Annotated in this window: 11 protein-coding genes; 1 reads left to right on the top strand and 10 read right to left on the bottom strand. The window is 60.8% G+C overall.

Annotation, left to right across the window (positions count from 1 at the left end):
• Position 1: 1 nt before the first annotated feature.
• Complete coding sequence (locus E1J50_RS05495; RefSeq protein WP_132251210.1) at positions 2–1816, bottom strand: HlyD family secretion protein; 1815 nt, start codon at positions 1814–1816, stop codon at positions 2–4.
• 1111 nt (positions 1817–2927) lie between these two features.
• On the opposite strand from E1J50_RS05495, the gene E1J50_RS05490 reads away from it, so the two are divergent.
• Positions 2928–3359 carry a hypothetical protein gene (locus E1J50_RS05490; RefSeq protein WP_132251204.1) on the top strand — a complete coding sequence of 144 codons (432 nt, stop codon included), beginning with the start codon at positions 2928–2930 and terminating at the stop codon, positions 3357–3359.
• A gap of 251 nt (positions 3360–3610) precedes the next feature.
• Here E1J50_RS05490 and E1J50_RS05485 read toward each other — a convergent pair whose 3' ends face one another.
• The 9 genes from E1J50_RS05485 to E1J50_RS05445 form a co-directional block, all read right to left on the bottom strand.
• The gene (locus tag E1J50_RS05485; protein ID WP_132251202.1) at positions 3611–4441 is read right to left on the bottom strand and encodes a glycosyl hydrolase; all 831 of its coding nucleotides are present in this window, start codon (positions 4439–4441) and stop codon (positions 3611–3613) included.
• A 128-nt stretch (positions 4442–4569) separates the two neighbouring features.
• Positions 4570–6243: a DUF4214 domain-containing protein gene (locus E1J50_RS05480; protein WP_165937791.1), complete on the bottom strand. Its 1674-nt coding sequence runs from the start codon at positions 6241–6243 to the stop codon at positions 4570–4572.
• 385 nt (positions 6244–6628) lie between these two features.
• Positions 6629–7750, bottom strand: a complete 1122-nt coding sequence (locus E1J50_RS05475) for a glycosyltransferase family 4 protein (protein ID WP_165937790.1) — start codon at positions 7748–7750, stop codon at positions 6629–6631.
• A gap of 114 nt (positions 7751–7864) precedes the next feature.
• Positions 7865–9019 (bottom strand): glycosyltransferase family 4 protein, encoded by a 1155-nt coding sequence (locus tag E1J50_RS05470; protein WP_132251196.1) that lies wholly within the window; start codon positions 9017–9019, stop codon positions 7865–7867.
• 196 nt (positions 9020–9215) lie between these two features.
• Positions 9216–10691, bottom strand: a complete 1476-nt coding sequence (locus E1J50_RS05465; protein ID WP_165937789.1) for an oligosaccharide flippase family protein — start codon at positions 10689–10691, stop codon at positions 9216–9218.
• A 95-nt stretch (positions 10692–10786) separates the two neighbouring features.
• Positions 10787–12064, bottom strand: a complete 1278-nt coding sequence (locus E1J50_RS05460) for a hypothetical protein (RefSeq protein ID WP_132251191.1) — start codon at positions 12062–12064, stop codon at positions 10787–10789.
• Between the two features lie 99 nt (positions 12065–12163).
• Positions 12164–13090, bottom strand: a complete 927-nt coding sequence (locus tag E1J50_RS05455) for a glycosyltransferase family 2 protein (protein WP_132251189.1) — start codon at positions 13088–13090, stop codon at positions 12164–12166.
• Positions 13087–14139 carry a glycosyltransferase family 2 protein gene (locus tag E1J50_RS05450; RefSeq protein WP_132251186.1) on the bottom strand — a complete coding sequence of 351 codons (1053 nt, stop codon included), beginning with the start codon at positions 14137–14139 and terminating at the stop codon, positions 13087–13089. The genes E1J50_RS05455 and E1J50_RS05450 overlap by 4 nt, the downstream gene beginning before the upstream one ends.
• A gap of 112 nt (positions 14140–14251) precedes the next feature.
• Complete coding sequence (locus E1J50_RS05445; RefSeq protein WP_165937788.1) at positions 14252–15658, bottom strand: GumC family protein; 1407 nt, start codon at positions 15656–15658, stop codon at positions 14252–14254.
• Between the last annotated feature and the right edge of the window lie 19 nt (positions 15659–15677).

The following is a 15677-nucleotide window of genomic DNA, read 5'->3' as shown; positions in this document are numbered from 1 at the left end:
ATCAACGGGCGTTCTCGACCCGACGTCCGTCCTTCTCGGTGGCTTGGGCCGGGGCAGTCACTTTCGGAGCCGAGGCCTTCTCGACGAGCGCCGAGACACCCCGCGTGACAAAGCTCACGGTGCGGCCCGCGCCATCCGAGACGGCCCCCCACGCGTCCTTCGCCTCCGGCGAGGTGACCGTCCGCACCACCGACGCCGAAGCGGTGGACACGCCGCCGGCGACAGCGTTGAGGGCGTTGCCTGCCTCCTTGCCGGTCAAGCCATCCGCGACCGTCTTCCACGCGACGGAGGCAGAGGGCAGCCAGCTGTTCTCGCGGGTGATCGTCACCCATTGGCCGACCGAGCAGGGGCTGCTCTGCGTCGGCGCGAGCACGCTCGCCGCCGGCCGGGCCGCTTGGTCGCGGTCGATGCTGACGAGGACGTACATTTCCCGTCGCTCCGTCTGCGGGAACGGGACGGCGTATTGCTCGTCGGTCTTGTCGCTCGTCTTCGGCAGGATCTCACTGACCGTGCCCCGGCGAGGACCGTCCGGGTCCGATCCCGAGATCCGGACCGGGGTGCCGACGGCAAGGTCCTGCGCCTGCCGGTACGAGAAGATGCCGACCACGAAGGACTGATCGCAATCGATCAACGTCGCCACGGAGTCGCCGGGATTGACGTGGCGGCCCGGCGCCACTCCCAGGTTCATCACGACGCCGCCGTTCATGGCGCGCATCTGCGCGTCGGTGAGGCTGTCCAGCCGCTTCTTCTCGGCGTCGAGGAGCATCTTCTGCGCCTTGAGGCTCGACGAAAGCTGGCTTTCCTCGATCGCGAGACGCTGCGCATCGAACGCGAGATCCCGACGCTTCTGGGCGAGCACCGCGAGGCTGTTCAGCTCGTTGCCCACGAAGACGCCCTTCTTCACGCCCTCCAGTTGCGCGAGCTTCTGGTTCAACTTCGCCGTCTCGGCATCCTTGTCGAAGCGGGCAGCCTCCAGCTTGTGCTGGGTCGGCCGGAGAAGATCGATGCTGGCGGTGTTTCGATCGACCATCGCCTGCTGTCGGTCGACCACAGCCTTCGTCGACTGGCCCTCCGCATCTGCCGACGAGACGCGAGCGCGCGCTTCGGCGACCTCGCCCTGTAGCCGGGCGGCCATCTGCTCGGTCTGTTGGCGGATCTCGCCATCGAGGGCCGCGACGTAGCGAAGGTCGGACTCCTTCTTCTCGCGGGCTGCGATGAGGGAGCCCTCGAGTTCGTCGACCTTGCTGTCGAGGCCGATCAACGTGCTGCGATCGACGCGGCCGTTATGAAGATAGGCGACCGCTTGACCGGGTTCGAGCCGCTGACCGACACGGCCGAGGAGATCGGTGACCTCGCCGGCGATGGGTGCCGTGAGGAGCGTGATCGGCGCATTGATGACGGCCCGGTCCGATTGATCGGCGAGAAGCGGCGGCAGCGTCGCTGTGGTCATCAGGAGGGCCAGCACGCCCGCGACCGAATACGAGGAGATCCGGACGATCCGGGTGTGCGTCCTGTGGCGGTTGGCTTGCGCTGAGCGGTCGGACGCTGCGCCGGCGTCTGAAATGGGCTTCTGCGGCATCGAAAGCTCCGGCAGGACTTGTGATCGAAACGGCACCCGGCCGTGAGGCGGGCAAAACGGCCAACAAAGTCGATGGCATGCGCGGAAGATGAACGTCCGGCACAGACTAGGCCTGAACACGACTTCCGATTTTGAGGAGAATTTTAGATAACAGCTTTTATTGCGGTGCACAACCGCGGCAAAATTGCACATCAAAATATATTTGCTGATATATAGGCAGAACAATAACAGCCGCATCCAGTGAAGCACCGGTTACGACACAGAAGTGAATATTTAGGATTACAGGTGTTATTATAAGATTGTAATCGGATCGTGGTCCGAGGTGATTTTTAATTCCGATTTTGTTTCCAAAATTGCCGTATATAACTTGAATTAATGAATTTTATGTCGGTTTTGCTATACCTCACCTGATACTAATCGTCGTCCAACCCGAGGAACGGCACCGCACCAAAAACCGTTCCGAAAAATTAATCGGCGCTCGCCGCAGGCATGTCGTGAAACGGAGCCGCACGGGCCGGGGCCGGAGATGCGATGCGGTCATGGGACGAATTCGGATCAGCGGGTGGCGATGCTGCGCGCGGCCGATGCGGAGGCAATGCACGCTCCGCCCGACGCCCGACTCAGCACGCCCCTCAGCTTCGCGTGCCCGGCCGCTGCCGACATGCCAGACCTTGGGCGCACCATCGCTCACCGGAAGGCGTGATATGGGGGTCAAGCCGTCGGCAAACAATCTGCCGATGGCTGCGAACCGTCCCGACTGCGATGTGAGGCGGCGCGAGATCGCGATTGAAGTTGGCGAGCCCCTCGACCTGCATGGGGCCGGGCTCAGCCCCTCAGACCACCCGTCAGCAGACGATCGCCCAGCATCACCGCATGAGTCCCGGACCCGAGCTTGCCTGCGGCGTTGCCGGCGAGAAATCCTGTGTCAGCCCAGCGCGAATGCAGAAGGCCGAGATGTTCCGATCGCACATGACGAGGAGCAACAGATCCCTTCTGACCTTGACGGCGCCGCGAAATGAGATCCCGACTCGTCAGCGGGTCGGGCAGAGGGAGCGGCTTTCACCGCCCGGCGGGCACCTGCGCTTTCACAAATTCGTGTCTGCAGCCCGGCTGCACCGTACACGATCGCGACCGGCTCGCTCAGCCGAGGAGGGAGATCACCGGCGACAAACTCCTTAACGCCCGGAATTGAGAACCAAATTTCACTTTCCCATGCTGACGCCGATTGAACTCAATGTCAGATTTCACAAAAGCATCACTGCGTACGTTTAGCGACATAAATCTGTAGATTGATTGACAACTGTTCATTTGCTTTCCAATTTGACTAAAAAATTATCATGAGGCAGTCATGAATTTCTCATACGTCGAAGCAAGCCGCATCCGACAGAATGATCGTGGATCCTACAGCCTCTATGCCGATGACATCGAAGTGATTTCTGGCCTTGATCGAGAAGATTTAGCGGCATTTTACAGTTCGGTGCTTGATCCAGCTCCTGCAGAAATAGCAAGTCATCAAGCCGGAAGGCAATCCGAGTTTCTCCAAAGTCAGCTCGGAAAGAGTTCAAGCTGCCACAGGGCTGAAGCAAAGCATCCCACAAGCAGGGCGCGTCGAGGGCGCCGGCTTTCCCTTCTTCCCCACGCTGACTTGGTCAGGGCGGCGCTCCAGCAACGACCGAGCATTCATCCCCTGTCGATGGCACTGGTCCTCAAACAGGCTGGCGTGAAGGTTTATACTTTAGGTCCGGTTCGAAACATCATGGATTATTGCAGCCGACAGTAATGCACGGGATTTTTCTAACAAAATGAACCTCACTATAAGCCGCTGGCCAAATGCGGATTTCTCGATCCGCATTACAATGCTGATCGCAGCATAAGACGAAGCCGTTCCGGACGGGTGATGACGCTCCTGCAGACGATGTCTGCTGCCACCGCGATGCCGGCGTCATCTCTGATCCAACGAGACATCGGGGCTGTACGACGATCGCTCACGCAGAAGGGTATTGGCCCGCGGATGTTTGAATGCGACGTCGGTCAGGCTCTCTCACCGAAAGCCAGCCGGAAGGCTTCGCCGGTTCCGCGGTAGCGACCTCCGCTGAGCTTACCCGGATAATCCGCATCGCTGTCCCAATAACTCTGGAACAGAACTCCGTTGACACTGCACCACCGTGCCATTTCCTCGACGTAGAGCATCATGCCGTCCGTTCGCACACCCCATTCCGGAATGCAGATCGGCTTGCGCTGGCGCGAGGCAAAATCGGTCAGCCAGTCGAGACCGAAGTCGCGCGTGCGGGTGGAGTGCCAAGCCGCCAGCGGTCCCTGGGGATCGTGCGGCTGATGGTAGAAGTCCATGCCGATCGCATCGACATGCTCCGAGCCCGGAAAGGACGGCACCGGGTCACGCTGGCCCAGGTTGGGGCACCAGATGAGGCGGGCGCGCTCGGAGCAGGTTCGAAGCACGGTCGAGAATCGTCGGAACGCGCTCGCGAAGACCTCTTCCTGCCCCTGGGCGGCCCATTTCATCCAATCGCCGTTGAACTCCCAGCCGGTGCGGAAATAGACCGCGGCGTCGCGCGGCCGCGCCGCCAGAATCGTGGTCACCACGCCACAATAGATGTCGTCATAGGTTCCAGCCGCCGCCTCTGAGAGCCTCGCCCCCGACCACAGCAGGGGAACGGACCAGACGGCAGGCCTGTCGACGGCGTTGACGACCGTGTTGGCGAACCAACCCGGGGATCCTGCGAAATCCTTCAGCGATGCCTCGCCGGTATGTTGCGAGATCAGATCCACCGGCCGCCCGAGCCAAGCTTCGAAGGCCCGGACCGCCGCAGGATCGTTGCTACTGTGGATCCCGAGCTTGACCATCGATCCTCCTGTGTGAGGTTCGGCCGCTCGGAGGATGCACAGGACGGACCAGCCCTCCAATCCGGGCGCCGGTTCGAAAGCCAGCACACCGTCGCGGCAGGCCCGCTGCGACCGCCGGCGCAGCCGGATCAGACGAGGTGCCAGCCGCTCTCGATCACCGGGACCAGATGAACCTGTGCCTCGGCGCTCTCGGCGATACCCACCGCCAGATCCGCCCGCGTCGCACCGTGAGCCAGGGCGGTGAGCCAGCTTTGGGCGCCGCCCGGATCCGGTGCACGGCCGAGCGCCTGCTGGTACAGCATGTCGACGTATTGGGCATCCGTCAGAGGGCCCGGATGCCGGGCGGCATACTCGCCCGAGGCGAGAAACTCCTGCGCCATGGCCGAGAGTGACATGCCGCCCTGCGCCGAGCCAGCCCATTGCTTCAGTCCGCCCGTGTCGGGCGCACGGTCCAGCAGGGCGTAATAGAGACGGGCGACATCCGCCGTGGCCGCATCCGCCACGAAGACGCCGGCGTCGAGCGCCGGCTTCAGGTGCCCGACATGTTCCTCCGAGAAGACAAAGGCGCTCGCCACGTCGGCACGGCCCATCCCCCGGCCCAGTGCCGCGATCCAGGATTGCAGGCCGGCAGCATCTCCCTCTCGACCGAGCACCGTGTCGTAGAGTTGAGCGACGAACCCGGCACTGTCAGGAGAACCGAGCTGGGATTGCGCCTCCGGAGCGCTGAGAAATCCCTCCACGACCTCGTGCACCGTGGCGCCCCGGCTGAGCGCCATCGCCCAATCCGCCGCGCCGAGCGCGTCCGGGACGCGTCCGAGCAGCCCCTCGTAGAGGGCGTACACCGTTCCGCCGATCTCGTGAACATCGTGACTGATCGTGCCGAAATGGAGTTGCCTCTCCTGGTCGGTGGACGGGGCAACCACGGGGGCCCCGGGTGCAGGCATCCCCGTCCAACTCTCCCTCGGCGCGAAGGCGGCCTTGTACGCGGCCGCGGCGGCGGAATACTGATCCTCACTGAGCCGACCAGCGAAATCGCTATTCGAGTCCCAGTAGCTCTGGTAGAGCACATCGTGTCTCTGGAACCACTCGGCGGCTTTCTCGATGTAGGCCGCAGCGTCCGAATTGACGCCCCACTCCGAGTAGGCGGTCGGCTTTCCATGAGACGCCGCGAAGGATTCGAGCCACTGCAGACCGTAGGGCCGCTGGACCATGTAGTTCCATGCCTGCACCGGATCCTTCGAATCCCAGGTGACGTTGTAGTAGAAGTCCATCCCGACAACATCGACGTACGCGTCTCCCGGATAGGCCTTCGCCGGGTCGACACTCCCGCCAATATTCACGTTCCATTCGAACCGGAATAAGCTCGACACCGATCGGAAGCTTTCGACAAAGCTCCGAAATGCTCCAATGAAGTTCTGCTCATCACCTTCTGCTGCCCACGGCATCCAGCCGCTGTTGAACTCCTCTCCGACGCGAACATAGATGACCTCATTCGTCGGACTGGCTGCGAGCAGCCTTTGCGCAGCCTGCACATAATAGGTATCGTAAGCACCCGAGGCCGCTTCCTCCAATGTGCCGCCGTTGGCGAACATCGGAACATTCCAGTATAAGGGAAGCTTGAGGTTCGAGAACTGGCCCGCAAGCCATGAGAGACTGTTAACGTAGTCAGACCAGTCGGCCCGCCCACCGTGAGCGCGTATGAAGTCGGGCTTCCCGCCGAACCAAGCCTCGAACCTCTCGACGTCGGACGGATCGTTCCCTTCAAAAATCCCGACGGCAGTCATCTTGGCAACCCGAGTCATGAACAGCTCACAACTCTGAGATGCGATAGATTGAGAGTTCATTAAACAGACAACAAGATATCCTTTTCGGCGCCGCATTGCTGAGATTTCACCAGCAGCATTATTGCGGAGGATTTCTTTTTATTCCCGTTGCAAGATTTTTATCAGATCACCCGGTCCCGACGTGGAGGGCGGCCATTTGTCGACGCCAGTCACGCCTCGAAGCCTTGAGCCTGCGATCCGGTTGACTTGCTTCAATAGCTCGCTCGCCCCGCAAAAGATATCGGGACCACGATGACCGGCGACGTCTCCATGGGAGGGCATTCAACCGGCCTGCATTCGCGGCCAAGCTGCATACCCGATTGTCTCAGCAAATCATCGGGATCCAAGATTATTATGGAGAGGCCTAGACGCCCTTCTGAGCGCTTTTAGATTTATGATCGCGCCGTTGAGCATAGAACGACAGACGATCTTGCGCCGCGCGCCGCCATGTCATGGATCTGGCTGTCTCAAGAGCCGCACTTTTCATACGATCGAGTTTTGCGGTGTCCGTTACAAGCTGCAATATTGCCGACTGATAGTCAAGTTCGTTGTCAAGATCGACAACGATACAGTCGAATCCGTCACTCAGATCCACAGAGCAACCCGCGTTGTTACTGACGATCGGCACCACGCCATGCGCCATCGCCTCAAATCTCGACAACGACCAGCCCTCGAACATCGACGGAAACAGCGCAATTCTCTTGCTGGCAAGCAACTCCGACAATTGCGAGCGGTCGAAGCTGGGCACGATCGTGATCCGCGGATGAAGATGCGGCGGATAATTCTTCAGGATCAGGTCCGCCTCGACCTGAGTTCCGATCAGCGACAGACTGACATCGGGACAACGGTTCAGGACCTCGCTCATCGCCTTCGCCGTGTGATGCGCGCCCTTGCGCCAGGAATAATCGCCAATCTGAACAATTCCGATGCGTAACGAACGATGGTGAGCCACTGGCGGTGATGCCCCCTCAACATCCACCCCCCACTTCCCCCGAAGGATGTCGCAGCGACCGAGGCCAGCTTTGGCCACGATGTAGCCGACCTCATCATCATTCAGCGCAATGACGCAATCCGAGGAGCGAAGCGACATCTCGACAAGCTTCAATTGCAGGCCATGACGCCAGAGTTTTTTCTTGAGGGAAACTTTGCGCCCGTGGGCATCAGCATCCTGGATCTCCACCTTTGAGGCGAGGGGCTCAAGACCATGACTATGTGTGACGCGCAACGTCGTGCGGAGGGAGGACAGATTATAGGCCAACCATCCGTCGCCGGTTGATGCATCAACCACGTCGAAGCTGTTGCCAGATCGTCTCACGCGGCTCGCGAAATACAGAGGATAGATGATCTGCCTGATCGGCTTCGGAACCCAAGAGGGTAGATCATCGAAGGACAGAATTTCGACATCATGGCCTGCGTGTCGATACTCGTCTGCCATCCGCAGCACGGCCCCTGCGGCGCCTGCATTTCGGCTGAGAGGCGCGTGCACGGATAACAGGATCCTCATGACCCAGCCTCTCTAGGGCAGACCGATACTTTCACGGGGCGAGTAAGTGGGAACCCATGCCGTCACAGTCTAGCTCTTGGACTTCTCGCACCCTTATCACGGCCTAATCCTGAGGTAGACATCGGATGTCGCCTCCGCGATGTCACGCCAATCCGGTATCGACGCTGAGAGGGCGCGCAGGTTGTTCGCCATCGCCGTGCGCGTTGCCGGAGACCGAACGAGCCTCGTCAAAGCATGGCCCAACGCCGGAGCGTCTTCCTGCGGGACCAAAAATCCGTGCTCCCCATCGACGAGCATCTCTGCGAACAACCCGATATTGGATGCGACGATCGGCCGGCCCGTCGAAAGCGCCATCATCAAGACACCTGACGCATCGATCTCGCGATAGGGCATCGCGGTGATGTCGGATCCCGCCAAAATGGCCGGTATCTCTTCCTCACCCACGAAACGGAGATCCCATTTAATGAGATCTTCGACGCCGCTCGTTCGAGCAAGGGCCATCAGAGGGTCCACGTCCATCTGTGGTCTGCCCACGATATGGACGCGTATGATGGACCTCACATCATCCGGCAGATATTGAAGCGCGCGGATCAGCACGTCCACGCCCTTGTACGGCTTTATCTGCCCGAAGAGCAGTACGACGACAGCATCATCAGCCTTCTTTTCTTGCAGAGGAACGAGGCCCGTCGGCACGCATTGACCAAGCACTCCGTGATCAATCCGCGAGATCCGGTCAGCCGCCAACCCATACCTGATCAGCGTACGCCTGGCAGCGTCCGTATGGACGATGAGGTGATCGAACCTCCTCATGATGCTTATCGAGCCGAAGGCTTGCAGACGTGATTTTGGGTTGTTGTTGAAGGGAGACGAGTCATGCACAGTCAAGATGACGGGAGCGATCGTGCGAAACAATGGCACGAACCACCGATCGACGACCGGCAACGGAGTCCATTGAAAATGGATGGCGTTTGGTTTCTCTCGGCGCAGCTTGAGCCACAAGGACATCAGACCGGCTATGTGGGCGAGACCTTTTGCCAGGAGGAACAGCGTGCTCGGAAGCCGTCTCGCGACCGCCGATTGGAGACCGGGATAGAACAGCTCCCGCACGTAATCGTGGCCTGCTCCCGGTTCGGCAGGAGCGAGATGCTTGGTGTAGAGGACCACCTCATGGCCGTTCTGCTGCAATCCTTCGACGAGGGCTTTGTCGTAGGGCCAGGTGAACAGCGACGGATCGAGCAGGGCGATCTTCATGAATTCGACCTGAGCGAATCGCGGGCAGGCGCGTCCTCAGCGATGCCCAACAGGTGATTGGAAGTCCCCTTCATCGTCACGTCACCGAAACCTCGTTCCTTCGCCAAACCCGACGAGGGAGTGACAGAGGCAGAGACGGACTTTCGGGCCGCGTTCCGTCCGGCCCCTGTGGGGCCACGCCCTTGCACTCTCCGGGTCATGCGACGCCTTGGGAAGGTGCCGGTGCGATCCTCCCGCGGCCGAGATGGGCGAACGCGATGAGGCGTCGCAACGCTCGGTGATCCAGCGCGAACAGCGCGGCCGTGTACAGCAGGGCGCCGCACAGAACCATGGCGGCGAGCCGATGCGCAATCGTCCAATCGGCAAATGGCCCCCACCCGAGGCCGCGAACCAGAGCCATCATGAGAAGGGCTGCGGTAAGCGGTGCGCCGATCCCACGAAGCTGCTCCCGAACGGGCAGGCCCGTGCATCTGCGTATCAAGGCGATTTGCACCGGTACGCTCGTCGCGAGACGAAGGACCCAGACCGCCACGGCGAGCCACAGCGCCCAGGTTCCAATGCTCAACATTCCGATCACGATCGTCGCTACGGACACGATCAAGACAGGCGTGAATTTCTGCGGCGATCCGAGTGCGCTGATGAGTTCGCTGCCATAGAGTTTCGGGAAGTAGAAAATTGTCAGGAGGGCGAACACCGTCACGTAGGGAACGGCTGGCACCCATTGGACGCCGAAGACGAGTTCGACCACCTCCGGTGAGCAAGCAGCGAGCCCGAGAAAGATCGGAAAACTCAGCATGCATGTGAAGCTTACGGCTTCTGCATAGGCGCCGTTCAATGCGTCGCGATCCTGAGCGATGCCTCGGAACAAGGGTAGCGCCAGCTGGCTGGCGGCGCCCGCCAGTACATCGCGGGGCATGTCGACGATGCGGAAGGCCAGGTTGATGTAGCCGGCGGCCGTCGGACCGAGCCCGGCCGCCACCATCAGCATGAAGATGCGGACTTCCGTCATCTGGAGCGCAGTGTTGGTCAGGCTCGCGCTTCCGAACCGCATCATCTCGGCCAGACGCCGGGGCACGATGCGCAGGCGCGGCCGATGGGGTGCGAAGTACCAGAGCAACCCGCTCGCGAAGGCCCCCATCGCGATTTGCTGGGCGACGAGGCTCCAGATCCCTCCCCCACGGAGCGCCGCGATGATCCCGATACCGGCGCCGATAAGACGTCCGACCAGGGAGCGTAGGGCGAGGACGCGGAACGCGAATTCGCGGCGCTGGCGCGCCATCAGAGTTCCGCCGAGGGCCGACGCAATGAGACTCAGGCTCATCACGGAGAGAACGCGGCCAGCATCCGGTTCGCTGAACAGCCGCGAGATTGCGTCCGAGGACAGAACGCAGCCGCCGCTGAGCAACAGCGAGAGGATCAGTGAGGCGGTGAAAGCGGAATCGTAATGTTCGTCCCCCGTATCGGGCCGCTGAACGAGCGCGTCGTGAAAGAGCATCTCCACGGGCAGCGTCAGGATCTGTATGACTCCGAGCGCGACCGTGAAGACACCGAGTTCGGCTGGCGTGACAAGCCGCGCCACCACGACGAGCGTGACGAAGGAAAGGACGGAGAGACCTCCGCTTTCCAAGGCGGTCCAGACCAGCGATCGTGCTGCCTTCAGGCGCAGGGACATGATCGACAAACCTCTGCCGGCGCGGCGCGGTGTTTCGGATGGCAGGTCCGATCGGGGCATTCTCGCGAACGTCCCGAGCCTGCTCGCAGGCGTGATCAGGCAGGCTTTGGGCGCCTGCTTTCGACCGATAGGATCGGCATCTCCAAACCGGGAAAGCGAATGGATCGATTGTCTTGATTGTAGATCCCCAGAACCAAGATCAGGCTGATGACCGCCACGTCTGTCAAATACCCGCCCAGAAAAAGATACGTGACCAGCAATGGCAGAAGGAACGAGCGGTTCGCCTGTTTGAGGGTGACGTATAGAAAGCCGAAATAGCTGATGAACCCTACCAGCCCGTACTCGAACAGCAGCTTAGCCCAGGTGGGATCGAACATCAGGAACGGCATGCGTTCATAGTATGTGGTGATCGTCCCAGGTCCCTTGCCGATCAGAGTGGCGGCGAGATCGGAGAAGGTCACCCGGTCGAGCAGCGTGAACGCCGACACGAAGCGAGCATGTCCGCTCGAGTTCGGTGTCGTGAACTCGCCCATCCGGCTCGTCAGCGCGTCGATCTCCAGGGCAGTGCCGAAGAGCAGGACGACGCCGATCGCTCCGAGCGCGCCGAGGACGTAGACGAACTGACCTCGAGCGACCGTCCAGACGCAGCCGAACAAGGCGAGCGTGATCAATCCGGTGCCGGAATAGCTGCAGAGGAGCGCCGCCGCATAGATGCCAAGCCGGACCGGACGCCGCAACGTCAGCAGCTCGCAGATGGTAGCAAGCCCGACGAATTGGCTGAAGAACGCCGGCTCCGCAAAGAACACCCCGTTGCTTCTGAGGATCTCCGATCCATAATATATCGGAACGATGTTGTTGTATTTATCCAACAACATTCCCGCCGGAAAATAGAAATCGACACAGAATGCGAGCTTCGTTCCGACGATCCTTTGGAGAACGAATTGTGCTATGCCTACGACGCTGAAGAGGGCCATCACGTCGCGGAACAGGGATAACCCACTTCGGCAACCGCCCTGCGTCACAGGCCTGAAGATCAGAATGCTTTGAACGGCGCAAACGAGCGCGAGTGAGGCCGGGGAGACCTTCTCGGCACCCGCGTTCAGAACGAATGATGCCGCAGCGGCCAGGACGAAGATTGCGAAGAGAACGAATGCTTGGCTGTCGAGTCGGAGCCGGCCGCACAGCCAGCAGAGCAGGACAAGACTTGGCACGAGCGCGGTCGTGACCGAGAGGGCGTTCGCCGTTCCCGGAAGGGCGATCTTCTGAAGCAAGGTGATCGCCAGGATGATGGCGAGACACAGGCGATAGCCGGAGTTCCGGTTTCCGGCGTTGAGCGCCGGGCCTGCCAGGCGCGGAAGAGCCTCGCCGGTCATCGGATCAGGCCCCCGACACCGCAGGAGTGCGCCGAAGTTCGCGAAGCGGCACGGCTATCGGCCAATCGGGACCGGTCGCGGAGGCGGTTCCTGCATCCCTCATATCTGCCTCGGTCGGCTGATCACGCGCTGCCGTGCGAGAACGGTCATGGCCCACGCATGGAGGGATGGACGGAGGAGTTCCCGATACACAACGAAGCACGAGAACAGAGCCAGCGAAACGTTCTTCGGGCAGCGCAGGTTGATCTGCCGCGCATAGGCGGTGAAGAACTTATCGTAGAAGTACTTTGTGTAGTAAATCGACCAATAAATCCTGTCCCATTTCCTGACGCGCTGCCCGCCGTGCCTCGTCTGACTGGCGGGCAGATGCATGCTATGCACGTCGTTCGTCACCCCGATCCGATACCCCAGGGTGAAGATCTGCATCTGAAAGTCCGTCTCCTCGCGATAGCCGTTCCCGCGCGCGTAAAATCCGTCGAAGGGATGCTTGAGCAACAGATCCCGCCTCGTCAGGATGACGGCATTGGTGATCGGTTGATGGATATCGCCCGTGAATCGTGCGCCGTTGACATATTCACACAGGATCGGCCGGAACGTCGGACCTCCGCGCAGTCCGGTTCCGAACCGAGCCAGGGCTTCACCGGGCGTCTCACCGTCCATCATGTAGACGCGGCGGCCGGAGACGGCTCCGAGACTCGGATCGGCGCGAAGCTTCGCGAGGCACACGCGGGCATAACCGGCCTCGAGGTACTCATCGTCGTCGACGAACAGGATATAATCGTTGGAAGCCCGGTCGACACCGATGTTGCGGGATCTTGAAGCGCCTTGCCGCTCGGCATTCTCAATGACGACCAGAGCAATGTGTGGGGAAAGCGCGGATATCCCGTGCACGACCTCGGTCGTCTCGTCGTCGCCTGCGTCGTTCACGAAGATGATTTCGGTGACGAGATCCTGCTCGAAGTAGGAGGGGGCCACACGCCGCAGAGTGTGAGCTCGGTTCCGGGTCGGTACGACGAGAGTGATCATCGCACTCTCCTCTCCGCCCCCGAAACAGGGTTTCCCGAGACACTCCCCTCAAGCGGCGCCAGAAAAATCCTTGCCAGGAATCCAGCACCCCACGTGAGATGCATGACCGGAAGAGCGACCGTTGCGCCGATGCTGCAACGGGATCTCTCCCGACGGAAAGCGATCGCCGCCGCCGACGTCACGAGCGCAAGGTACAGACCGAGCGGCACAAGCAGGAGGGCCGCGACCGCGGGAGGCGCGAGGAGCGTCGCAAGGGGCAGCAGCCCCACATACGCGACCAGACCAACCGGGATGATTTGGCGCAGTTTCAGTCCGGCCCGATGCTTCAGGAAGTTCTGGCCACGGCCCCAGCCGTAGCGAAAGTATTGCCGCGCCAGAGAGACGGCACTCCGCCTCGGGAAGTAGGTCACTTCCAAATCGGATGCCAGCCAGATCTTTCCGGCAGCGGATCTCAGACGAAAATCGAACTCGGCGTCCTCGTTGGCAGCAAAGCGCTCGTCGTATCCGCCAAGGGCCACGAAGACCGTGCGGCGAAATCCGGCGTGGTGCCCGTGATCGACGTAACCGGAGCCGCCATCCATGCGATGACGGGCGCCGCCCGTCCCGATGACGCCGTTCGAGACGGAAGCAATCGCCTTCTGGAAGCAGGTATGCCCTGCCGTGGTCAGCCGCACGACGACGCTGTCGGCGCCCGTCCGCACCATCTCCCGCACGACATCCACCACGAAGGACGGCCGGTACCGCGCATGCGCATCGACCCGCACGATGATCTCGGAATTGGGGTTCGCCGCCCGAACAGCGGTGTTGATGCCCGCCGACTGGATGCGCCGAGGATTGTCGAGGAGACGGATCCGGCAGTCCGCCTTCATCATCTCGAAGACAATGGCACGCGTTCCGTCGGTGCTGCCGCCGTCCACGATCAGAATCTCAAGTATATTCTCGGGCGCATTCTGAGCAATCCGCTCGATCGTTTCGCGAATGTGCTCCGCCTCGTTCAATGTCGGGATGACGACTGAGGTCGGCGGTAGCCTGCAAAGCAACTCTTCCATCGTGCGACACCTCGGAAATTGCAGGGAGCCGTTATTCAGCGTGATACATGCTGTTTCCGGCGGGCTCGAAGGGCTTGAGACCTAGTCGGCAGGATCGCCGTCCATCTTTCCGCTACCGCCCGACAACCTCCTCGACCGGAAGGCTGAAACGGGCTCCGAAGCCGGCATCTCGCCGGACCGCCTCCCGAGGCGCAAAACCCTTCACCGATGCGCGATCGCCAGTCCGGAGCAGGTCCGCCAGGATCGCGCACGCGCATCCGAGCATCAGACCGACCAGAACCGCGAGGGGCATGACGATGCTGGCACGCGGGAAGATCGGGCGAATCGGCGGCGAGGCGCTGTGCACGATCTGCATCGTCGAGAGTCGTTCGTTCGAGCGCCACGCGTTCTCGATCTGCGCCTCAGCACCCTTGCGCGTATAGAGCAGGATGTTCGCCTCATCCTGCTCGACCTCTCGCTCCAAGCGAGCGAATTCGGCGGCCTTGCCGGCGAGTTGCTGGAGTTCGAGGTTCACCTGATCCAGGTCGCGCTTCTGATTCGACTCCTTGAGTCTGAGACCGGCGAGTTCGGCATTGATATTGATGATCCGAACTGCACTCTCCTGATATAGCCTGACATGGAGGAGAGGAGGATCGGCTCCGAAACTGGCCGATGGTGCGGCCGCAGGACCGCTAAAGTTGTTATCGCCGAAAATCTCAGTCGGAAGCGTAATTTTGGCTTTCAGGCTCGCAAGCTGCGTGCGAAGCGATTGAAGCTCGCCGGTATTTTTTCCAATCATATTTCGCGTGTTGGACAGCTCGGTAATGATCTTGTCACGCCTCGTCAGATACAACTTGCGCTGCGCTTCAATCGAATAGGCGCCGTTGTTGATGGAAAATTCTTCAAGGCTTTTATTCGCAGCGCCAAGCTTTTTGCGATACTCGTCCTCCTGTTCACGGAAAAACTGGGAGGCGAGAGGATTGCTCGAGAGCTTTGTGTGAAGGTCGATGAAGCTGCCCGCGATCTGATTGGCCATGTCGGCCGCTCGAACCGGGTCGCGATTGCGATAGGATATCCTGAGCAAGTCGGTGTTGGCTTCCGCATCAACGCGCAGGTTTGCCTGAACCGCCAGAGGATTCTCGTCGCTCGCATGGATGCGGGGTGCGCGCTGGAAGAGGCTCGTGATCTGGTCGAACAGGCTGGATGCCTCCACCACCTCGCCGCCCGTCGGGATGGCAGGGTTGGGATCCCCGGTCTCACGCGTCTTCATGCGCTTGAGTGCATTCACGAGCACGATGTCGCTCTGCGCGATCTTGGCCTGCGACTTCAGATAACGCTCCTGCTGCGTACCCGCACTGAAGCTATCGCCTGCCTGCTGCTTCAGGGATCGACTCTGATCGACGAAGATGAGGAGGTCTGCTTCATAGATCCGCGTCGCGAACTTCTGGACCGCGACGCCCGCAACGACGACGGCGTAGAAGACGACGATGAACAGAAGCTTGTGTCTCCATACACTCCGAAAGATGTCAGCGGCAGTCATCTGAGATCCCATTCGGTCG

This window comes from Methylobacterium segetis, from assembly GCF_004348265.1.
GTDB lineage: Bacteria > Pseudomonadota > Alphaproteobacteria > Rhizobiales > Beijerinckiaceae > Methylobacterium > Methylobacterium segetis.
Note: the sequence above shows the minus strand (reverse complement) of the source record. Positions and strands in the feature narration are given on the sequence as shown.